Source organism: Streptomyces sp. NPDC048275, assembly GCF_040652275.1.
Taxonomy (GTDB): Bacteria; Actinomycetota; Actinomycetes; order Streptomycetales; family Streptomycetaceae; genus Streptomyces.
In genome coordinates, this window is sequence record NZ_JBEZLR010000029.1 from 29,747 (window position 1) to 50,659 (window position 20,913).

Annotated in this window: 15 protein-coding genes, 2 tRNA genes and 1 pseudogene; 11 read left to right on the top strand and 7 right to left on the bottom strand. The window is 69.9% G+C overall.

The genetic code is table 11. From position 1 onward, the window contains the following. The 3 genes and pseudogenes from AB0D57_RS19155 to AB0D57_RS19165 all read right to left on the bottom strand — a co-directional run. Positions 1 to 2,786: pseudogene (locus tag AB0D57_RS19155) on the bottom strand (hypothetical protein); the annotation flags it as partial. 7 nt (positions 2,787 to 2,793) lie between these two features. Further along, complete coding sequence (locus AB0D57_RS19160) at positions 2,794 to 3,099, bottom strand: trypco2 family protein (protein WP_362073707.1); 306 nt, start codon at positions 3,097 to 3,099, stop codon at positions 2,794 to 2,796. 224 nt (positions 3,100 to 3,323) lie between these two features. After that, the gene (locus AB0D57_RS19165; RefSeq protein WP_362073710.1) at positions 3,324 to 4,235 is read right to left on the bottom strand and encodes a bifunctional DNA primase/polymerase; all 912 of its coding nucleotides are present in this window, start codon (positions 4,233 to 4,235) and stop codon (positions 3,324 to 3,326) included. 427 nt (positions 4,236 to 4,662) lie between these two features. On the opposite strand from AB0D57_RS19165, the gene AB0D57_RS19170 reads away from it, so the two are divergent. The 8 genes from AB0D57_RS19170 to AB0D57_RS19205 all read left to right on the top strand — a co-directional run bounded on the left by AB0D57_RS19170 (position 4,663) and on the right by AB0D57_RS19205 (position 12,702). After that, the gene (locus tag AB0D57_RS19170; RefSeq protein WP_362073713.1) at positions 4,663 to 4,968 is read left to right on the top strand and encodes a hypothetical protein; all 306 of its coding nucleotides are present in this window, start codon (positions 4,663 to 4,665) and stop codon (positions 4,966 to 4,968) included. 247 nt (positions 4,969 to 5,215) lie between these two features. Then, on the top strand, positions 5,216 to 6,409 hold the full coding sequence (locus tag AB0D57_RS19175) for an acyl-CoA dehydrogenase family protein (RefSeq protein ID WP_362073716.1): 1,194 nt from the start codon (positions 5,216 to 5,218) through the stop codon (positions 6,407 to 6,409). A 23-nt stretch (positions 6,410 to 6,432) separates the two neighbouring features. Further along, on the top strand, positions 6,433 to 7,341 hold the full coding sequence (locus tag AB0D57_RS19180; protein WP_362073850.1) for a bifunctional MaoC family dehydratase N-terminal/OB-fold nucleic acid binding domain-containing protein: 909 nt from the start codon (positions 6,433 to 6,435) through the stop codon (positions 7,339 to 7,341). A gap of 1 nt (position 7,342) precedes the next feature. Beyond that, a complete protein-coding gene (locus tag AB0D57_RS19185; protein ID WP_362073853.1) occupies positions 7,343 to 8,494 on the top strand; it encodes an acyl-CoA dehydrogenase family protein in 1,152 nt (383 codons plus the stop codon). Then, positions 8,481 to 8,903 carry a MaoC family dehydratase gene (locus tag AB0D57_RS19190; RefSeq protein WP_362073855.1) on the top strand — a complete coding sequence of 141 codons (423 nt, stop codon included), beginning with the start codon at positions 8,481 to 8,483 and terminating at the stop codon, positions 8,901 to 8,903. Before AB0D57_RS19185 ends, AB0D57_RS19190 begins: the two co-directional genes overlap by 14 nt. Beyond that, positions 8,900 to 10,063 (top strand): lipid-transfer protein, encoded by a 1,164-nt coding sequence (locus AB0D57_RS19195; protein WP_362073719.1) that lies wholly within the window; start codon positions 8,900 to 8,902, stop codon positions 10,061 to 10,063. Before AB0D57_RS19190 ends, AB0D57_RS19195 begins: the two co-directional genes overlap by 4 nt. Positions 10,064 to 10,280: 217 nt before the next feature. After that, entirely contained in the window at positions 10,281 to 10,835 is a 555-nt protein-coding gene (locus tag AB0D57_RS19200) for a SigE family RNA polymerase sigma factor (protein ID WP_362073722.1), read from the top strand. 190 nt (positions 10,836 to 11,025) lie between these two features. After that, positions 11,026 to 12,702, top strand: coding sequence for a long-chain fatty acid--CoA ligase (locus tag AB0D57_RS19205; RefSeq protein WP_362073725.1), 1,677 nt, complete (start codon positions 11,026 to 11,028; stop codon positions 12,700 to 12,702). A gap of 159 nt (positions 12,703 to 12,861) precedes the next feature. Here AB0D57_RS19205 and AB0D57_RS19210 read toward each other — a convergent pair whose 3' ends face one another. Then, the gene (locus AB0D57_RS19210; protein WP_362073728.1) at positions 12,862 to 17,040 is read right to left on the bottom strand and encodes a PAS domain-containing protein; all 4,179 of its coding nucleotides are present in this window, start codon (positions 17,038 to 17,040) and stop codon (positions 12,862 to 12,864) included. Between the two features lie 250 nt (positions 17,041 to 17,290). Further along, positions 17,291 to 17,809 carry an SSI family serine proteinase inhibitor gene (locus AB0D57_RS19215; RefSeq protein ID WP_362073731.1) on the bottom strand — a complete coding sequence of 173 codons (519 nt, stop codon included), beginning with the start codon at positions 17,807 to 17,809 and terminating at the stop codon, positions 17,291 to 17,293. Positions 17,810 to 18,000: 191 nt separating this feature from the next. Between AB0D57_RS19215 and AB0D57_RS19220 the strand changes: the two genes are divergently transcribed. Together AB0D57_RS19220 and AB0D57_RS19225 are read left to right on the top strand one after the other, a co-directional pair. Then, positions 18,001 to 18,094: transfer RNA gene (locus AB0D57_RS19220), tRNA-Ser, on the top strand. A gap of 192 nt (positions 18,095 to 18,286) precedes the next feature. Then, positions 18,287 to 18,359 (top strand) — tRNA-Arg (locus AB0D57_RS19225). A 79-nt stretch (positions 18,360 to 18,438) separates the two neighbouring features. Here AB0D57_RS19225 and AB0D57_RS19230 read toward each other — a convergent pair. Further along, on the bottom strand, positions 18,439 to 18,798 hold the full coding sequence (locus tag AB0D57_RS19230) for a tyrosine-type recombinase/integrase (protein WP_362073734.1): 360 nt from the start codon (positions 18,796 to 18,798) through the stop codon (positions 18,439 to 18,441). Beyond that, on the bottom strand, positions 18,750 to 19,382 hold the full coding sequence (locus tag AB0D57_RS19235) for a tyrosine-type recombinase/integrase (RefSeq protein WP_362073737.1): 633 nt from the start codon (positions 19,380 to 19,382) through the stop codon (positions 18,750 to 18,752). The genes AB0D57_RS19230 and AB0D57_RS19235 overlap by 49 nt, the downstream gene beginning before the upstream one ends. A gap of 843 nt (positions 19,383 to 20,225) precedes the next feature. Between AB0D57_RS19235 and AB0D57_RS19240 the strand changes: the two genes are divergently transcribed. Next, entirely contained in the window at positions 20,226 to 20,903 is a 678-nt protein-coding gene (locus tag AB0D57_RS19240) for a GAP family protein (RefSeq protein WP_362073740.1), read from the top strand. Positions 20,904 to 20,913: the final 10 nt, after the last annotated feature.

Consider the following 20,913-nt stretch of genomic DNA (forward strand, 5'->3'; position numbering starts at 1 on the left):
GTGAGGACGAATCCGGCTTCGGTGGCGGTGGCGTGGTCGTCCAGCCAGGCGAGGGCGGTGGAGATGGCCCGCTGAGCGTCGTCCGGGGTGAGGTCGGCGCGGGAGAGCAGCGGGTCCAGGACGAATTCGGCTTCGGTGGTGGTGGCGTGGTCGTTCAGCCAGGCGAGGGCGATGGAGATGGCCCGCTGAGCGTCGTCCGGGGTGAGGTCGGTGCGGGAGAGCAGCGAGTTGAGGACGTACTGGGCTTCGGTGGTGGTGGCGTGGTCGTTCAGCCAGGTGAAGGCGGTGGAGATGGCCCGCTGAGCGTTGCCTGGGGTGAGGTCGGTGCGGGAGAGCAGCGAGTTGAGGACGAACTGGGCTGCAGGGGTGGTGGCGTGGTCGTTCAGCCAGGTGAAGGCCGTGGAGATGGCCCGCTGAGCGTCGTCCGGGGTGAGGTCGGCGCGGGAGAGCAGCGAGGCGAGGACGAACTGGGCTTCAGGGGCGGTGGTGTGGTCGTCCAGCCAGGTGAGCGTGATGGTGAAGGTCTGCCGTACGGCCTGAGCTGGGAGGTCCGTGCGCAAGAGCAATGTCCTGAGGACGAAACCTGCCTTCCGCGTTTGCCCGTGGGATTTGAGCCAGGCCAGCGCGGTGGGGACGAGACGTAGGGCGCCGTCGCCGGGGAGATGGCGCAGGCCACGGTAGAGGAGGTGGCGGGCATTTATGCTGGCGCCGAAGTCGGTAAGCCATGGGTTGACGACCTGCTGCCAGTGCTGAACTGCAGAGGCGGACCAGGGCGGCCCCGAGCAGATGGCGCCAAGGGCGTAGCTGCCCAGGTCGGAGTCGTGGCGCATGACACGGCCTATGTCTTCGGCATTTTCGGTGAACCAGCCGTCGAGTACGGGGAAGACAAAGGGAGCGCGGTCCGCGAGGGCCATGTCGGTGACAACACGGCCAATATTGACGGCGAAGCGGCCGACGGTGCGCGGGCCCGTCAGACAGCCCGCGAGCATGGCATGGGCACCTGTGACATCCGGGGTTCCTTCGCGCTCTGGGAGCATGACGGACTCCACGAACTGGTCGGCGACAACGTCGTGGGCTACCGACAGCACCCCGTTGTCGGGCTCCAGCCAGCCGAGCGAGACGAGGGTCGCCACAACGTCCTCGGCCTGCGGTGCCGAGCCGGCGGCCCCAGCGAGGGCAGCGTGGGCAGCCGCTGTCACCTCGACGCGGGACTGTGGGCAGGCTGCGGTGGCAGCTGCGGCTGCCACCAAGCCATGCGAAGCGCGCGCTGGGGTGAAGGTGTCCTCGCGGCCAGGGACGGTAAGGCCGTCCTCGCTGAGCCGGCTTTCCAGCCAGGCAGACAGCTCGCCACCGGACCGCAGGTCAGCCGTCTCGGGCACGGAGAGGCCCGCCACAACCCTGCGTTCGATCTCACGAGCGACCAGCAGGGCAACGATGGGGCGATGCCCGCAGACCGCCAGCATGCGAGCCATACCCAGTCGGCGGATGGCGGTCGGTGCCATCGTCGTCAGAGCGTTGTCGGTGACCAACCGCTGGAACTCGTAGTCCTGCCGCAGCTCCACCTCGTCGAACAACCCGTGCAACAGCGCGCGGTCGGCCTTCTTCAGCCAGCCGGGACGTACGGAGGCAAGCAGCGCCACTTGGATACCGCGGCGGTGTGCCTCGGGGATAAGTCGGTGCCGCAGCGCCGGCAGGTCGAGCTGCGACTCGTTCAAGTAGTCGACCACTACCAGTACTGCGCTGGGGGTGGCGAGCACCTGTTCGGCGATCTGATCGGTGATCGAATCATCTTCGCCGGGTAGAACGTGCAGCACCCGCCAACCCGCCTCCAGCGCGAGCTGACCCACCTCAATCCCTGTGCGGCTCTTGCCGGTGCCCGCCGCGCCTACCAGTAGTACGCCCCGGTCTACGGAAGTCACCAGCCGCACAAACAGATTTTGAGGCTCGGCCGGGTGTTCGCTGCCTGGCGAGACGAAGGGGAGCCGTTCGTGGGTGAGGTTCTTCTTGAAATCGCCGAAGCCCTCGATGAGCTTCTGTTGCGGGATCACCGCCCGCAGAAGGCTCTTGGGATCATGGCCAGGTGGGTCAACTGCCAAGGCTTGTGGCCGTACGCCATTGAGAGCGAGCAACCGGACGAACTCCGGGTCCTTCAGCGCCTCGACGATTGGCTCGGCCTCCGCGCTGCCGGTCCCCGCAGCGGGCAGTCGATGCGCCTGTACTCCGACCAGCAGGCTGCCATCCTGGGTCGATGTAAACAGGGCCGTACCCGAGATGCCCTGCCAGGCATCCTGTCCATCGGGGCCCTTTTCGGCTGGTGGTGCCGTCGTGAAAGTGAGATCCAGCAGCCCCGACTTCATGTTGGAGCCCAGCTGTACGAACCCGTTGACCTGTCTACTGTCTCGCCGTCGAAGTCCTCGTCTCTCGGCTGAGCTGGGACGCTGCGCATATGCCGGAAAGCCGACCCCGGCGAACGGCACACTGCCCACACCGTCCGGCAAGCCCCCAAGGGCGACTGGAGGCACGCTGTCCAGCGGACCGGCCTCCGCGACGGAATCGAGGCGCAGCAGCGCCATATCCCGCCCTGTAGCCAGCCATACCGGCGTCGCGGGGAGCTCGGCGTCAACGCCGCCGAGCAGGACGGTGCAGGTGGGATCCGTACTGGCGCCGAGCAGGTGGGCCACGGTGAGGATCAGCCGGGAGCTGATCCGGTAGCCAGATCCGTACTCGCTCCTGGTTCCGTTCCTGACGATGATCTCAGCCACGCGGGCGGTGTCGATCGGGCTCATCCAGTGGTCAGTTCGAGGAGAGCAGGTCCGAAATGTCATCACCGGTCAGGACCGGCTCACCGGTGTCCGTCTCGGCGGTCAGGCTGAGCTTGATCATGTGCGTCTCCGCCGACTTCACGCCGCCCTTGCCGCCAAGTGAGACCACCCAGAACCGCACACCGGCGTTCGCCTCGGCTGACTTCTCCACCGCAACTTGCAGCTCGAGGTCAATCGAATTGATGCGGAAGCGCACATCCTGCCCGGCCGCATCCAGTCGAGCGCGGTTGATCTCGGAACGCAGCGACGTGAGCAACGTGGCGAGTTCGATGTCCATGCAGTCCCCCCAGACGAAGCACACAACAACAGTCCGTTGCAAGTGAGCTTATGCCAAGACCCCATGCGAGCGGCACGCTTCGCACCAGATGAGCCCCTTTCACCGCCTTGCCCCCCGCCCCGCTTGTCAGTCCAGTCTCCTTCCCGGCTCGGCACCTCTGATGGCCGAAGGTGCCCGCCGCTGTCCCTGCCGGGGACAGGTCCGGTCTGCGGGCCGACGCCCTGTTATCCGCCCGCCTCTCGCCCCGTCATCCGCGCGGCCGACGCGATCGTCGCGCGGGCCTCGCGTTCGCTGAGGCCCGCGCTTCGGGCCGCGGCGACCAGAGGGTCTACGAGGTCCGGGCCGATGCCGTTCTCATAGGCGCGGCAAGCGGCCCAGAAGAGGCGGGTGTTGCGCTGGCCCTCGTGGGCGGCGAGCACGAACTGGACGAGTCCCTGGCCGTGTTGGCCGGTCGCAGGGGGCGTGCGGTGGTGCGTACGGGGCGGAGGCGTGAGTAGGCGCAGAAGTGCGCGCGGGCAGGGCGCGGGAGGCAGTTGAGCGGTGCCTGGAGCTGTGCGGTACACGCCGTGGTCGGTGCGTGACCCGGGGCCGACCAGGTAGCCGCCGGCGCCGCGGATGTCGATGCCGGGGGCGAGGCGGCCGGCCGAGTTGGGGACGACCACCTCCGGCGGTCCACTGAGCCAGAGGTGGCGGCCGCCGCTGGGGGTCAGGACGACGACGGTCTCCGGGATCGTGAACAGGTGGCGCAGGGCCAGCTCGCGCAGGGCCGCCAAGGAGTCCGTGCCCGATTTGGTGTCGAGGTCGACGCCGATGAGGTGGTGTGGTTCGAGCCCGCAGGCGATGCCGTAGCCGGTGGCCCAGGGGGCGGCGGCGAAGAGCTCGCGGATGCGGCGGGGGTCGGTCGAGGCGTCGTAAACGCCGTGTCCGAACCGGCCGCATTCACCGTGGCAGGCGGGTGTTGTGGGGTGGTCGGGGCCGTCGCGGTGCGGGGCGTCGTGGGGAGGGGCGGCGCGGTGGGGGGAACGCAGGGCTGGGAGCTTCGTCCGGGACAGCGGGATCACCGCGAGGCCGCGCTCGGCGGCGGACAGGGCGTGGGCCAGGGCCACGGTCGTGGCCTGCCGGTCGGTGGTGGCCATGCCTTTATGTTCGTACGAGTGTTCGAAAAAGGGAAGGGCTCGCCGGGTGTGTGGGCGCTCACCGGGGTCACGGGGCGTATTGGCCGAAAATGTGGCGGAACGCTTCACCCCTTGCGGCGTCTGGGATTGAGTCGCCCGGTCCAGGCTGAGCTGGGGTTTTGCTGTCACGAAGGGTGTTTATCGACAAGTCCTCACGCTTGAGGGGGAATCAGGGCTTCCGAGGTGGTTCGCCGGGGATTTGATGGGCAACTCTGGACTCGCGACGTCGTGAACAACGCTGAGGCGGTCGGCCAACCGCCTCGGAACAAGCCGTACTTCCCGATGCGCACGGGCTCGTGGGTCTGGCTCGTGCAACTGGCTCGTACATCGGGCTCGTACATCGGGCTCGTACATCTGGTTCTGTACACCTGGTTCTGGAGGAATTCACATGGCAAGCATCCGTACTGCCCGTGTTCTCGCCGCCGTCTCGGCTCTGCCCCTCGCTGCAGCCCTCTTCGCGGGTGTCGCGGCGGCAGACAACGGCGCCTTCGCGGACAACGGATCGAACGCGGGCGTCGCAACCGTCAGCGGCAGCGGGGTCGGACACGACAACAGCGGCAACTCCTCCACCACGCAGCAGCAGGCAGTCGGCTCGGGCGCCTCGAACCAGAGCAACACGGCTCAGGTGAACCGCTCCGCGTTCACGGCCATCGACCAGTCGAACACCGTCGTCAACTTCACCGACCTCTGGTGAGTCGGGGGTCGATGCGCCGTCGGGCTCATCGGCCGTGAAGCCCGTGTGGGGTGTGCTTTCTGGGGTGTGACGCGTCTGCGCGGCGGTACTTCGGTGCCGTCGCGCAGGCGTTTTTTCGTGTGCCCTCCGAGTGCCGCCTTCTGCCGTGCGTCTCCTGTGTGCGGGTGTCCCGTGACCTTGACAGTCCACATTGTCTGACGGACAGTCAGAAACCCTTGTTCGTACGAGGTCCGGGAGGGCCGCCGCCGTGCACCTCGCCCCCACCGAGCGCCAGCAACGGCTGCGCGCCGAGCTGCGTGCGTACTTCCGGGATCTGATGCCCGAGGGGCCTCCGTCCGCCGACGACCCCGGGCGGCGGCGTGCGCTGCTGCGCCGCATCGGCGCCGACGGACTGCTCGGGCTCGGCTGGCCTGTCGCGTACGGCGGGCAAGGGCGCGGCGCGGACGAGCAGTTCGTGTTCTTCGACGAGGCGTACCGGGCCGGTGCGCCGGTTTCGATGGTCACGCTGAACACCGTCGGGCCGACCCTCATGGAGTACGGGAGCCCGGAGCAGAAGGAGTACTTCCTGCCGCGCATCCTGAGCGGGGACCTCGTCTTCGCGATCGGGTACTCGGAGCCCTCGGCGGGGACGGACCTCGCCTCGCTGCGGACGCGTGCGGTGCCGGAAGGCGTGCTGCCGGAGGGCGCGGAGCCGGAGAGTGAGTACTGGCTGATCGACGGGCAGAAGATCTTCACCTCCAACGCCCAGAACGCCGACTGGATCTGGCTGGCCTGCCGCACCGACGCCGACGCGCCCAAGCACCGGGGCATCTCGATCATCCTCGTGCCCACGGATGCGCCCGGGTTCTCCTGGACGCCGATCGAAACGGTGGGCGGGCTGACCACCACGGCCACGTATTACGACGGCGTCCGTGTCCCCGCCACGCATCTCGTCGGGGAGAAGAACGGCGGCTGGGGTCTCATCACCCACCAGCTCAACCATGAGCGGGTCGCGCTTGCCGCGATCGGGATGCAGGCGGAGGACTTCTACGCGGCTGCGCTGGAGGCGTCGCTCACCCCCGATCCGGTGACGGGGCGGCGTCGGGTTGACGAGCCGTGGGTGCGCGCGAGGCTGGCCGAGGTACATGCCCGGCTGGCGGCATCACGCCTGCTCAACTGGCGTTTGGTGGGGGATGTCGGGGCCGGCCGGCTGGCCCCGGGCGACGCGAGCGGCGTGAAAGTGGTGGGAACCGAATCGGCGGTCGCGGTGTACCGAATGTGTCAGGAAATTGTGGGAGCGGATGCGCTGGTGCGCTCCGGTTCGCCGGGGATGTTCGGGGACGGCGAGCTGGAGCGGATGAACAGGGCGGCGCAGATCAACACGTTCGGGGGCGGGGTGAGCGAGGTGCAGCGGGAGATCGTGGCGACCATGCGGCTCGGGATGACGAGGGGGCGGCGGTGAGCGACGTGAGTGACGAGTCGGGGATGCGTCTCAGGGCGTACGAAGGGCGCGCGGCCGCCATCGCGGGCATGGGCAAGGACCCGGTCAACGAGGCGATGATCCGGCACTGGTGCGAGGCGATGGGCGACACCAATCCGGCGTATGAGGGACCCGACGCCGTGGCGCCGCCCACCATGCTTCAGGTGTGGACCATGGGCGGTCTCTCCGGGCACGTGGCCCGTTCGGACGCGTACGAGGAGCTGCTCGGGCTGCTCGACGAAGCCGGGTACACCTCCGTGGTCGCCACCGACTGCGAGCAGGAGTATCTGCGGCCGCTGCGGCCCGGTGACGAGATCACCTTCGACGCCGTGATCGAGTCGGTCTCCGAGCGCAAGACGACCAAGCTGGGCACGGGGCACTTCGTCACGACGCGGATGGACGTACGAGCGGGAGGGGAGCCCGCGGGCACCCATCGGTTCCGGATCCTCAAGTACGCGCCGACGCGGAGGAAGCCGACCGTCAGGCGCCCCCGCCCAGTGGTCAACCGGGACAACGCGGGTTTCTGGGAGGGCGTGGGGCGGCATCAGCTGCTGATCCAGCGGTGCGGCGCCTGCGGGGTCCTGCGGTTTCCCTGGCTGCCGGGGTGCGGCGCGTGCGGCTGCCTGGAGTGGGACACGGTCGAGGCGAGCGGCGATGGGACCGTCTACTCGTACGTGGTCATGCATCACCCACCTTTCCCGGCCTTCTCCCCTCCCTACGCGGTCGCTCTGATCGAGCTCGCCGAGGGCGTGCGGATGGTGAGCAACGTGATCGGGGTGCCGTACGACAAGGTGCGGATCGGGATGCCCGTGCGACTCCAATTCGATCGGTATGACGAGGAGTTGGTGCTGCCGGTCTTCCGGGGAGGTGACTCACGTGACCTCGGTGGACGTGCGGAAGGTGGTGAGCGCTGACATGGACTTCACGCCCACCGAGGAGCAGACGGCCGCCCGTGATCTGGCCGCGCGGATCTTCGGCGACCTCTCCACGCACGAGCGGCTCGCCGCGGCGGGGACCGGCAGTGACGTCGAGTTGTGGAAGGCGCTGTGTGCGGCCGGGCTGGTGTCGGCCGTGCAGGACACCGGGCTTCTCGGTCTGGTGCTCCTCCTGGAGGAGCAGGGGCGGACCACGGCCCAGGTGCCGTTCGCGGCGAGCTGTGTGTACGGGCTGCTGGCGGTGGCCGCCCACGGTTCCCCGGAGCAGCGGGCGCGGCTGCTGCCCGGCATCGGGGACGGGACGGTGGTGGTGTGCGGGGCGGTGTTCGAGCCGGGAGCGGTGCGGGCCGGAGAGGTACGGATGGGAGCACCGGGGCGGTTGAGTGGAACCGTCCCCGTGGTGCCGTGGTTGCGGGACGCCACTCACGTGCTCGTCGCGGACGACCGGCGTCGACTGTGGCTGGCGCGGACCGCGGATGCACGGTGCACGCCGGTGGAGCTGACGGCGCCCTGGTCGGCAGGTCGGCTGATCCTCGACGGGACACCGGCTGAGCCGCTGGGTGGGGACGGCGGCGCGCATCACGACGGCGATGACGGCGCGTATGGCGAAGGCACGTATGACGACGGCGCGTGGGACGACGGCACGTATGACGACGTGCTCGCCACCGCCCGTACCGCCTTCGCGGGACTGCAGGCCGGAGTGTGCGCGGGATCGCTGGCCAGAGCCGTGGAGCACACCAATACACGCGAGCAGTTCGGGCGCCCGCTCGCCGCCAAGCAAGCGGTCCAGCTTCGGGCAGCCGACGCGTACATGGACACCGAGGCCATACGGGTGACGGCGTACGAGGCCGCATGGCGGCGCGACGAGGGGCTCGCGTACGCGACGCACGCCCTGACCGCCGCCTGGTGGGCGTCCGAGGCGGGGCAGCGGGTCGTACACACGGGCCAGCATCTGCACGGCGGGACGGGGGCCGACCTGGAGCACCCCGTGCACCGGCACTTCCTGTGGGGGAGACAGCTGGACGCGTATCTGGGGTGTGGGAGTGAAGTGTTGCAGGAATTGGGCGAGTTGATCGTGAGTGGAGAGAGCGCGGAGAGGGGGAGGCGTGACGGCGGACCTGAGGACCGGTGACCGGCTGCCACCGCTGGAGATCGAGATCACCCGCACGCTGATCGTCGCCGGGGCCATCGCGTCGCGCGACTATCAGGACGTGCACCACGACGCGGAGCTGGCGAAGACGAAGGGTTCGCCGGACATCTTCATGAACATCCTGACGACCAACGGGCTGGTCGGGCGGTACGTCACCGATCACTTCGGCCCGAGCGCGACGCTCCGCAAGGTGGCGATACGCCTCGGGGCGCCCAACTACCCCGGCGACACCATGGTCTTGACCGGCACGGTCGAGGAAGTCGGCGGCGACACCGTCACGGTGAAGGTCGTCGGGGCGAACGGCATCGGCAAGCACGTCACCGGCACGGTGACCGTGACGGTCACGGCCGGCGCCCCGGTCCCCTCCTCCCCCGCGGGAGCCGTGTCGTGAGCGTACGGACGAGGGACGGCCTCGGCGGAAGGACGGCGATCGTCGGGATCGGCGCCACCGAGTTCTCCAAGGACTCCGGGCGCAGTGAGCTGCGGCTCGCCGTGGAGGCGGTGCGGGCGGCGCTCGACGACGCCGGGTTGGCGCCGGCCGACGTGGACGGGATGGTCACGTTCACGATGGACACCAGCCCGGAGATCACCGTCGCCCAGGCAGCCGGGATCGGAGAGCTGTCCTTCTTCTCGCGGGTCCACTACGGAGGCGGGGCGGCCTGCGCGACCGTGCAGCAGGCGGCACTCGCGGTGGTGACGGGGGTGGCCGAGGTCGTGGTCTGCTACCGCGCGTTCAATGAGCGGTCGGGACGGAGATTCGGTGCCGGGGTGCAGCAGCGGGAGCCGTCGGCGGAGGGGGTGGCGCTGGGGTGGTCCCTGCCGTTCGGGCTGCTCACTCCTGCCTCCTGGGTGGCTATGGCGGCCCAGCGGTATCTGCACAGGTACGGACTGACGCCCGAGGCGTTCGGCCATGTCGCCGTGGTGGACCGGAAGTACGCGGCGACGAATCCGGCGGCGTACTTCCACGGCAGACCGATCACGCTCGCCGAGCACGCGGCCTCGCGGTGGATCGTGGAGCCGCTGCGGCTGCTGGACTGCTGTCAGGAGACGGACGGCGGCCAGGCGCTGGTGGTCACCTCCCTGGAGCGGGCCCGTGATCTGCCGAACCCGCCTGCGGTGATCACGGCGGCCGCCCAGGGCGCGGGTCGAGCGCAGGAGCAGATGACGAGCTTCTACCGGGACGATCTGACCGGGCTGCCGGAGATGGGGGTGGTGGCGCGGCAGCTGTGGCGGACCTCAGGGCTGACCCCTACGGACATCGACGTGGGGATCCTGTACGACCACTTCACGCCGTTCGTGCTGTCGCAGCTGGAGGAGTTCGGGTTCTGCGAGCCGGGGGAGGCCGCGGACTTCGTGGCCGCGGAGCGGCTGCCGCTGAACACGCACGGAGGGCAGCTCGGGGAGGCGTATCTGCACGGGATGAACGGGGTGGCGGAGGCGGTCAGACAGTTGCGCGGCACGTCCGTGAACCAGATACCGGGCGCCCGCCGGACCCTGGTCACCGCGGGCACCGGGGTCCCCACGTCGGGCCTGATCCTGGGGACGGAATAAGGGAAGGGACGGGGGAAGCAGCAGGAGAGGAACAGGGGGAGGAGCAGGAGGTGTACTACCCCGGTACTCCCCTCTCAGGGATGAACCCTCAGGGTGCAGGCGCTGCTCATCCACCCTCAGGAGGTGGGGTCAACCCCCTGCCTACAACCTGAGGGGGACACGGCTTCGGGACCTGCGGCCGATCCGAAAGAGTAGGGGGCACTCCTAGCGTGGAGCCATGACCACACCCGTCTGCACCAGCGCTGCGAACGTCGCGACGCGGACCCTTCCGTACGCGGCATACCCGTCGTTCTCGTCGTACATGAAGGCCCGTCAGCCGGTGCTGCTGCGTACCGCCCGGTCGCTGACCGCGAACCCGAGCGACGCGGAGGACCTGCTGCAGACCGCGCTGGCCAAGACGTATGTCGCGTGGGAGCGGATCGAGGACCACAGGGCGCTCGACGGCTATGTACGGCGTGCGCTGCTGAACACCCGGACGTCGCAGTGGCGCAAGCGCAAGGTCGACGAGTTCGCGTGCGACGAAATGCCGGAGCCGGAGGGGATGCCCGCCGGGGACCCGGCCGAGCAGCAGGCGCTGCACGACGCGATGTGGCGCGCGATCATGAAGCTGCCGGCGCGACAGCGGGCGATGGTCGTACTGCGGTACTACGAGGACCTGAGCGAGGCGCAGACGGCGGAGGTGCTCGGTGTCTCCATCGGGACGGTCAAGTCGGCGGTGTCGCGGGCGCTGAGCAAGTTGCGCGAGGACCCTGAGCTGGAGCCTGTCCGGTGACCTCCGTTCGAGCCTGCGCGGTGACCTCTCCCTGAGCCTGCCCTGTGACCTCTACTCAAGCCTGCGAGGTGCCCCTGAGCCTGTGTGGTGCCCCCCGCTGGGCCCTGTGAGCTGATCGATCACCCGGAACTAGTGACATACCGAACGGTATGTGCGCAGAATCAGCGCAACCCTTACCGCCTCGTAGGCAATGTCGCCCCGGGAGGACACCGTGCTGAGCACGATGCAGGACGTACCGCTGCTGATCTCGAGGATCCTGACCCACGGGTCGGTCATCCACGGCACATCACAGGTGATCACCTGGACGGGTGAGGGAGAGCCGCAGCGCCGCTCCTACGCCGAGATCGGAGCCCGGGCGGCCCAGCTGGCGCACGCCCTGCGCGAGGACCTCGGGGTCGAGGGCGACGACCGCGTGGCGACGCTGATGTGGAACAACGCCGAGCATGTGGAGGCGTACTACGCGATCCCCTCCATGGGCGCGGTGTTGCACACGCTCAACCTCCGCCTGCCCGCGGAGCAGCTCGTCTTCATCGTCGGCCATGCCGCCGACCGCGTGATCATCGCCAATGGCTCGCTGCTTCCGCTGCTGGCGCCGCTGCTCCCCCATCTGCCGACGGTCGAGCACGTGATCGTCTCGGGGCCCGGTGATCGTTCGCTGCTCGCCGGAGCGAGCGTGCGGGTGCACGAGTACGAGGAGCTGATCGCGGGCAAGCCGACGACGTACGACTGGCCGGAGCTGGACGAGCGCGCCGCCGCGGCCATGTGTTACACCTCCGGCACGACCGGCGACCCCAAGGGTGTCCTCTACTCCCACCGTTCGATCTACCTGCACTCCATGCAGGTCAACATGGCGCAGTCGATGGGGCTCACCGACCAGGACACCTCGCTGGTCGTGGTCCCGCAGTTCCATGTCAACGCCTGGGGCCTGCCGCACGCCACGTTCATGACCGGCGTCAACATGCTCATGCCGGACCGTTTCCTCCAGCCCGCGCCGCTCGCCGAGATGATCGAGACCGAGCGGCCGACCCACGCCGCGGCCGTTCCCACCATCTGGCAGGGCCTGCTCGGTGAGCTGCACGCCAAGCCCCGGGACGTCTCCTCCCTCACCCAGGTCACCATCGGCGGCTCGGCCTGCCCGCCCTCGCTCATGGCCGCCTTCGACAAGCTGGGCATGCGGGTCTGCCACGCCTGGGGCATGACGGAGACCTCGCCGCTCGGCACGATCGCCCGGCCGCCGGCCGGTGTCGTGGACCCGGACGAGCTGTTCGCGTACCGCCTCACCCAGGGCCGTTTCCCGGCCGGCGTCGAGGCCCGCCTCACCGGCCCCGGCGGCGAGCGGCTCCCCTGGGACGGCGAGTCCGCGGGCGAGCTGGAGGTGCGCGGCCCGTGGATCGCAGGCGCGTACTACGGCGGCCAGGGTGCCGAAGTCCTCCGTCCCGCCGACAAGTTCAGCGAGGACGGCTGGCTCAAGACCGGTGACGTCGGCACGATCAGCCCCGACGGCTTCCTGACCCTCACCGACCGTGCCAAGGACGTCATCAAGTCCGGCGGCGAGTGGATCTCGTCCGTCGACCTGGAGAACGCCCTCATGTCCCACCCGGAGGTCGCCGAGGCCGCCGTCGTCGCCGTCCCCGACGACAGGTGGGGCGAGCGACCCCTCGCCACCGTTGTCCTCAGGCAGGGCGCCACCGCCGACTTCGCGTCGCTGCGTGCCTTCCTCGCCGAGGAGGCCAAGATCGCCAAGTGGCAGCTTCCCGAGCGCTGGACGATCATCGAGTCGGTCCCGAAGACAAGCGTCGGCAAGTTCGACAAAAAGGTACTGCGCCGGAAGTACGCCGAGGGCGAGCTGGACGTGACGAAGCTCTGACACGCCCCCGTACGCCGGGCGGGGGCGCCCGCCCCACGGCTCCCGCCCGACGTACGGACAGCGCACCGGCGTACGCGCAGCTCATCGACGTATCGAAACGGTCACCCGGTCGAGCGTGTACGGGCGGTGGCACGACGGCTCACCGCCCGGTGAGCGCGCTCAGTTCGTACCGATTCGTGCGAGCAGATCGACGATCCGCTCCTGCACCTCGCCGCTCGTCGAGCGCTCGGCGAGGAACAGGACCGTCTCGCCCGCGGCGAGCCGCGGCAGTTCGGCCCGGTCGACGGCGGCGGTGTAGACGACGAGCGGGGTGCGGTTCAACTGCCCGTTCGCCCGCAGCCAGTCGACGATCCCGGAACGACGACGCTGTACCTGCAGCAGATCCATCACGACCAGGTTCGGCCGCATCTGCGAGGCCAGCGTCACGGCGTCCGCGTCCGTCGACGCCCGCGCGACCTGCATCCCGCGCCGTTCCAGCGTCGAGGTCAGCGCCAGCGCGATCTCCGCGTGCTCCTCGATGAGCAGTACGCGCGGCGGGTGCTGCTCGGAGTCCCGCGGCGCCAGCGCCTTCAGGAGTACGGCGGGATCGGCGCCGTACGCCGCCTCGCGCGTCGCCTGCCCCAGTCCCGCCGTCACCAGCACCGGCACCTCGGCGGCGACAGCGGCCTGCCGCAGCGACTGGAGTGCCGTACGCGTGATCGGACCGGTCAGCGGGTCCACGAACAGCGCGGCCGGGAACGCGGCGATCTGCGCGTTCACCTCCTCGCGCGAGTTCACGATGACGGGCCGGTAGCCGCGGTCGCTCAGCGCCTGCTGGGTCGTCACATCCGGCGCGGGCCACACGAGCAGGCGGCGCGGGTTGTCCAGCGGTTCCGGCGGCAACTCGTCGTCCAGGGGCCGCGGCTGCGGCTGATCGGCGACCTCGACCGCGCCGCCGGGACCGTCCAGCGGCTCGGGACCTTCGTCGGCGTTCTTGTCCGGGGCTCCTATGGCGTACGACCGTCCGGCGCCCTCGGTGGCTCCGGGCAGCCTGGGCCCGGGTGCCTGCCCGGCCGGCGGATGCGGACGGGCCGCGGTCTCCGGGCGCTCGGCGGCGGGCTCGGGGGGAGTGCCGAGCTTGCGGCGGCGGCCGGAGCCGTTGGTCTGATGCGGAAGGGGCGTGGCGGCCTGTGCCTGTCCCTGGTTCGGCGCGGGCTGCCGGCTGAACGGGACGCCCTGCCCGAGCGTCCGCACGCTGATCGCACGTCCCTGCGTCGAGTTGGGATCGACCGGCGCGGCGGCCTCCGCGGGCAGCGGCTGAGCGGCCCGCTGCGGCTGCGGCGGCGTGGGCTGCTCCGGGGGGAGGGGCGCGGCGGGGGCGGGCGTCTGAGGCTGTGGGGTGGCCGCCGGGGCGGGGGGCACGGGCTGCATGGGCACGCCGGGCTGTGCGGCCGACTGTACGGGGGCTCCCGGCTGTACGGGGGTCCCGGCGCCGGAGGTGTTGTCGGCGCCCGGGGTGGGCCAGGGCTGGGCAGCCGGGGCCGGGGTCTGTGCGGCGGCGGCCGGTGCGGGGACTCCCGGCACCGGGGCCGGCTGAGCCGGGACACCCTGTGACGGCACAGCCTGCGCCGGGACGCCTTGCGCCGGGACGCGTTGCGGAGAGGTCCCCACCGCATCCGACTGCACCGGAGCCACGGTCGGAGCCTGGCGTGCGCGGCGTCGGCCCGTCGGGTTGGAAACGGGGTGCGGCTGGGGCGGGGTGTGGTCGTCGGCCTGGTCGTGCGGCATCGCGTCGTGACGGCCATCGTCACTCTGCTCGTGGCCGGCGCCGGTGCCGATGGCGTCGCCCGTCTGCGCAAGAGCCTGCTGCTGGGCCCTTTGGGCCTGCTGATGGGCCTGGACGTACTCGGGTGAGCGGTCCGCCTCCGCGGGCGGAAGGGCGAACACCGGGCGGGCGCCCCCGTCCTGCGGCGCCGCAGCGCGGTCGGCCGCCGCGGCCAGCGCACGCCGACGCCGCCCGTTCGGCTGCGCACCGGCGCCTTCGGCGGAGACACCGGCCTCCGGTCCCCCCTGAGAATTCGGCTGAGCATTCGGCGCGCTGGGAGCAGCGGGCAACGCGGGCGGCAGCGCATGCTGTTCGCCGTCCGGCCGCGTGCGCCGCCCGGCGGGCACGGGCACCCCCTGCGGAGGCACCGTCCCGCCCAGCCCCGTACCCACGGCCGCGGTTCCCGCCGCGTGCTCGGCCGCCATGACGACCGCGCCTTCGGAGACACCGTCGCCGGCGCCCTCGGCCGGACTCGGCCGTCCGCGTCGGCGCCCGGTACCACCGGAGCCGTCGCCCCCCGACCCCTGCGCCGGAATCGCGACCGCCGAAGCCGCCGAAGCCGCCGGAACTGCCGGATCTGCTGGACCTGCCGGATCCGCTGTCACCGACTCCGCGCCGGTCTCCTGCTCCGCGGCCATACGACGCCGGCGCCGCCCGGTGGGAGCGGCCGCACCGGCATCGGAGGCCGTCGGCGGCTCCGTGGCGACCTCGCTCTCCAGGAAGGCGTCCACGGAGGACCGCCGGGCCCGGCGCCTGCCACCGCCCTGCTGCGAGGCCTGCTCGGGCAGAGCGACCTCGGCACCGGTCGAGCCATGAACCTGGGGCTCGATCTGGGGCTGGACCTGGGCCTCCACGGACGGCGCGACCGCCCCGGCTCCGCCCCCGATCGGCACTTCGAGCACGAACGCGCTGCCGCTCATCCCCGGTACCTCGTGCGTCTGCAGCACTCCGCCGTGGGCGCGCACGATCCCGCGCACGATCGGCTCGTGCACCGGGTCTCCCCCGGTGTACGGCCCGCGCACCTCGATCCGTACGACCTCGCCGCGCTGCGCCGCCGCCACGACGACGGTGTTGTCCATGTAGCCGCCGGCGGACACCGGCGCGTTGCCGGTCGCGTCGACGCCCGCCACGTCCGCGACGAGATGCGCGAGCGCGGTGGCGAGCCGCTGCGGGTCGACCTCGGCCTCGATGGGCGGCGCGTGCACGGCGAACTGCACGCGCCCGGGCCCGATCAGTTCGACGGCCCCGTCGACACCGGCCGCGACGACCGCGTCGAGCATGACCTTCGTACGGACGATGTCCTCGGCCCCCGCGTCCAGCCGCTGATAGCCGAGCACGTTGTCGACCAGAGTGGTGATCCGCGAATAGCCCGCCGCGAGGTGGTGCAGTACCTGGTTGGCCTCGGGCCACAGCTGTCCGGCGTCGTCGGCGGCGAGCTTCGACAGTTCGCCGCGCAATTGGTCGAGCGGTCCGCGCAGGGACTGCCCGAGCACGGCGAGGAGCTGTTCGTGCCGGGCGGTCAGCGCCTCGTACCGGTCCTTCTCGCGCTCGCCGAGTGCCGCGTACCGCTCGTCGCCCGCGGCGAGTTCCTCCTCGTGCCGCTCGCCCACCTCGGCCAGCTCGGCCGCATGCGTCTCACGCAGCGCCTCGAGCTCAGCCGCGTGCTCGTCCGCGATCCGAGCGAGCTCCTCCGCGTGCCGCGTCGCCTCGGCGTCCTTCTCCTCCGCGAGGGTGTCGTACGGCCGTCGGTCGGTGAAGGTCATGACGGCGCCGACGAGCTGATCCCCGTCCCGGACCGGCGCGGTCGTCAGGTCGACCGGCACCTGGTCCCCGGCCTTGGACCACAGCACCTGCCCGCGCACCCGGTGCTTGCGCCCGGAGCGCAGGGTGTCGGCGAGTGGCGACTCCTCGTACGCGAAGGGCTCGCCGTCCGCGCGCGAGTGAAGGATGAGGGCGTGCAGCTCCTGGCCGCCGAGATCGCTGGCCCGATAGCCGAGTATCTGAGCGGCGGCCGGATTGACGAGGACGACCCGCCCGTCGGTGTCCGTCCCGACGACACCCTCGGCCGCGGCCCGCAGGATCATCTCGGTCTGGCGCTGCGAACGCGCGAGTTCGGCCTCGGTGTCGACGGTGCCGGACAGATCGCGTACGACGAGCATGAGCAGCTCGTCAGGGGTCGGGCCGTAGCTGTCGTAGGCCTGCTGGCCGTTCTCCAGATTCGCGCTGGTGACTTCGACCGGGAACTCGCTGCCGTCGGTCCGGCGCGCGATCATCCGGGTCGGCTTGGTCCGCCCGCTCTGGTCGATGGTCTCGGGCCGCCGCATCGAACCCGGGATCAGCCGTGAGTCGAACTGCGGCAGCAGATCGAGCAGCCCCCGGCCCACCAGAGCCGTGCCCGGGGCCTCGAAGGCCTCCAGGGCGATGCTGTTGGCGTTGACGACGGTCCCATTGGCGTTGACCAGCACCAACGCGTCGGGCAGCGCGTCCAGTATGGCTGCGAGGCGAGCAGCGCCTCGGGATGGCCTGCTGCTCACGAGACGCTTCCTCCCTGTTACCGCACCTTGCCGACCGCGAGGGCCATCTTGCCAACCGTCCCGCAGCGTGTCACGCGAGGGAGTCTACGGGCAGAGGCTGCGCCGGCGGCGCCGGATGAGAGGGAGGTCGCAAGCAGAAGAGACGCAGAAGCTGTGACCGCGCATTTCGACCTCGTCGATCTCTCTTCGCTTCCTCATGGCTCCCTCCACGGATCCATGACACCACCGTGACCGAGCAGCCGTGCGCCGCCTATGAACGGGTGTCCGGCAGCAGAGGCACCAAGGCGTCCCAGCGCGCGATCTGACACCCGTCGGCCCGGTCGAACCACGCGTCGACGGGTCGCCCGCCCCAGGTCCCGGTGACATGCGCGGTGGCCGGACCGCCGTACCTCATCGTGCACATCGTGCCGGGCGCCACCGGAGCGAAGGGATCCTTGCCCCAGGTCGTCCTCCGGTCCAGCTTCGCGCAGGCCTCGGCCGCGCCGGGGTGGCTGCCGCCGACGGGATGACACCGCAGCTCGTACGTCCCGTCCGCTTCGTCCGTGCCGTCCGCCCCGTCCGTCCTATACGCACCGCCTCCCGCGTCGCGGAAGGTCACGGTCAGCCGGTCCCTCGCGTCGTCGGCACGGACCGGCGGAGGCGCCTCCGCCTGGGCCGGGGTCAGCGGTGGGGCGGATTCCGCGTACGCATACGCGGCGACGGGCATGGCGGGCACGGCCGTCACCGCGGCGGCGGACGCGGTGACGGCGAGGACGAGACGACGGATCATGACCTGACCCTGACTACGGAACATGACCTGACTAACGCCACGCGTGCCGCGCGGTTGCGCGGACCACCACGGCTCTTACGGCTTTGCCCTGCGGCCCGCCTGCCTAGTACCGTAGGAGCCGATTGGTGACAGCCCGCTCGGCTGTGTCATCATCTGCACGAACCACTCGCGCTCGCGCGGGCGGTTGTGCTGGAGGCGTCGCCTAGTCCGGTCTATGGCGCCGCACTGCTAATGCGGTTTGGGCCTTAAAGCCCATCGAGGGTTCAAATCCCTCCGCCTCCGCCACAAGATCCGAAGCCCCGGTCCACCTGGACCGGGGCTTCGGCGTTACCCCCTGCTGAGGAGCGTTTGCCCAGCTCACAACGGGTGCGGCTAACGGATTTCACATGGCGGCGGCAGTCATGTAATGTTCTTCCTGTCGCCGCGAGCGGGCCGAAAGCCCGGGAAGCGGGACGAAGCAGGAAAAAAACAAAACAAGCACTCGTAGCTTAACGGATAGAGCATCTGACTACGGATCAGAAGGTTGCAGGTTCGAATCCTGCCGAGTGCACACATGTCAAAGGCCCCTTGGGATCATCCCGAGGGGCCTTTGACATCAGCCGGTGACATCAACGCCCTCGGAAGGGTGTTCAGTCGTCGGCATTCGGCGCAGTCTCGCCCTCCGATTCTTCGTCGGGGTCGTCGATCCGCAGGGCATCGTCCATGCGATTTGCGGCGGCCCGCAGCGTCGTCCCCATCACGTGCGCGTAGGTGTCGAGCGTCATGGTGATCGTGCTGTGCCCGAGCGTTTCCATGATTGTCCGGGCATCGACCCCCTGCGCAAGGAGAAGCGAAGCGCGGGTGTGGCGCAGGTCGTGTACTCGCACGCGCCGCACGTTCGTGTCCCGGCACAGGATCGTGAGCATCTGGTTCAGGCTGCGCGGGTCCGTGACGCGCCCGGTCACCGTGGTGAAAACAGCCCGGCGGGGTGCCCCGGCACGGGCTGCCACTTCTTGCCCGCCACCTTGCGCTCCCGTTCCTGCCGCTCACGGTGCTGCGTGAGCGCCCGCACGCAGTGCTTCGGCAGGGACACCGTACGGACGGACCGCATGGTCTTGGGCGTGCCGAAGATCAGCTCACGCCGAATGCGCTGCACGTTCCGACGGACCCTGAGCTGCCCGCCCGCGAGATCGATGTCCGCCCAGGTGAGTCCGAGCGCCTCGCCACGGCGCAGACCGGTCGACACGAGCAACAACCACAGGGTGTACAGGCGGTGGGACTTGGCGGTCTTGAGCAACAGCCTGACTTCCGTGGCGTCCAGCGGACGCACCTCCTTGGGGGTGACGGTGGGGGTCTCCACGATCCGCGCGACGTTTCGCGCGATCAGTTCCTCGCGCATCGCCTGCTGTAGGGCGGACCGCAGGACGGCGTGGATGTACTGGACGGTTCGGGCCGACGGACCACGCTTGCAGCAGCGGCCCACCGCGCAGCAGGACCGCTTGCCCTCCGGACGCTCCTTGTCCGCACCACGGAGGCAGCACAGGCATGAGGCCTTGAACTCCGTGAGGAACCGGCGAACGTCCGCCGGTGACAACGGATCACAGGACCGAGTTCGGGGTCGGGCAGCGTCTGGTCGGTGGATCGCGGGCGGTATGACGGTGTGTCTATACGGCCGCGCAGGGTGCGTGTGGCTTGATCGTCGGGCGGTCCCGGCAGGGGCCTGAACACCAACCGACGTCCGTGGCACGTCCTGAGTGCCGCGCCCGTTGTCGAGGAGTCCCCATCGTGAGACCGACCCTGCAACATGCCATGTTCCATCGACGTGGCGCCGGAGCCGCGGGGGAGCGGCGGCGCCCGGCGAGGCGTGCTGCCGTTGACCGGCTACGGTCCGTGCCCGACAGGCCGTAGGGACGTGCCTCGTCCGTCACGATGCCGAGCAAGAAAGCCGCCTCGGGTGCCCAGGAAGGCAGCGATGCGGGTGTCCAGCAGGCCAAGGCCAAGGCCCCCGCGTCCTGAGGGGCTCCCGAGGACAGATCCGGAAAGGCGCAGGAAGATGAAATGGGGACGTGCCGAGTACGTAGTCGTTCTGTTCTCGGGCAGCCGCTTCCGCGTGTCCGTGAAAGACAGCGGCGCAGCCGACCGCGCAACAACCCGTCGCTCCGCCCAGGCGCCGTCCCCGCTGCACCATAAACGGGTTGGAGCGACGAGGCGCTCAGCAGTCTGAAACGTCTGGGAATGGTGCCGGACAGGTCCTGACCGCCGAGGAGTTCGCCGTTTGGAACGGCCGCTTCCGGAGACGCCGCGACCCACGGCGAGGGGCCGTCTGCAGACCCTGGGTACGTCCACGACAGTCCCACGGCTGCCCGTGCAGGCCGTCGGGCACCCACCAAGCGTTGCTCAACTGGATCGCCACCCTGATCCCCACCTGGAGGCAACCATGGGCGCAGTTCTCGGTGACGTGCTGGGTCTTGCGGCCGCTGTCGCGATCAGCCCGCTCCCGATCATCGCCATCATCCTCATACTCGCGACGCCTCGGGGACGTCTCAACGGACCCCTCTTCACCGTCGGCTGGATCCTGGGACTCTCGGCACTGGGCGCGGTGATGCTGGCAATCGCTTCCCCCGCAGGTGCCTCCTCCCACAATCAACCGGCCACCTGGGTGGGAGTTCTCAAGCTCGCTCTGGGCGTGCTCCTCGTCCTCTTCGGCGCCCGGCAATGGCACCGGCGCCCAAAGGATCCCTCGCAAGCCCAGCTGCCGAAGTGGATGGGTGCGATCGACCGCCTCACGCCGGTCAAGGTCTTCGGACTCGGACTGGCCCTGGCCGCGCTCAACGCCAAGAACGCCCCGCTGACCATCGCCGCGGCCGCCTCCATCGGTTCAGCCGGACTGCCGGTCGGGCAGCAGATCGCATCGCTGGCAATCTTCGTTCTGATCGCCACGCTCGGCCTGCTGGCCCCACTGGGAGTCTTCATGCTCGGAGGAGAGCGAGCGAAGACCACGCTCGGCAACTGGAAAGACTGGGCCGCGCAGCACAACGTCGCCGTGATGGCTGTCCTGTTCTTCGTTCTCGGGTTGAAACTGCTCGGTGACGGCATCGGCATCCTCACCCCCTGACGGGCTTACC

Bases quoted from the DNA above. Each gene is read 5' to 3' on its own strand.
- AB0D57_RS19160 (WP_362073707.1), bottom strand. From the start codon at position 3,099: ATGGACATCGAACTCGCCACGTTGCTCACGTCGCTGCGTTCCGAGATC.
- AB0D57_RS19165 (WP_362073710.1), bottom strand. From the start codon at position 4,235: ATGGCCACCACCGACCGGCAGGCCACGACCGTGGCCCTGGCCCACGCC.
- AB0D57_RS19170 (WP_362073713.1), top strand. From the start codon at position 4,663: ATGGCAAGCATCCGTACTGCCCGTGTTCTCGCCGCCGTCTCGGCTCTG.
- AB0D57_RS19180 (WP_362073850.1), top strand. From the start codon at position 6,433: ATGCGTCTCAGGGCGTACGAAGGGCGCGCGGCCGCCATCGCGGGCATG.
- AB0D57_RS19185 (WP_362073853.1), top strand. From the start codon at position 7,343: ATGGACTTCACGCCCACCGAGGAGCAGACGGCCGCCCGTGATCTGGCC.
- AB0D57_RS19200 (WP_362073722.1), top strand. From the start codon at position 10,281: ATGACCACACCCGTCTGCACCAGCGCTGCGAACGTCGCGACGCGGACC.
- AB0D57_RS19205 (WP_362073725.1), top strand. From the start codon at position 11,026: ATGTCGCCCCGGGAGGACACCGTGCTGAGCACGATGCAGGACGTACCG.
- AB0D57_RS19215 (WP_362073731.1), bottom strand. From the start codon at position 17,809: ATGATCCGTCGTCTCGTCCTCGCCGTCACCGCGTCCGCCGCCGCGGTG.
- AB0D57_RS19240 (WP_362073740.1), top strand. From the start codon at position 20,226: ATGGGCGCAGTTCTCGGTGACGTGCTGGGTCTTGCGGCCGCTGTCGCG.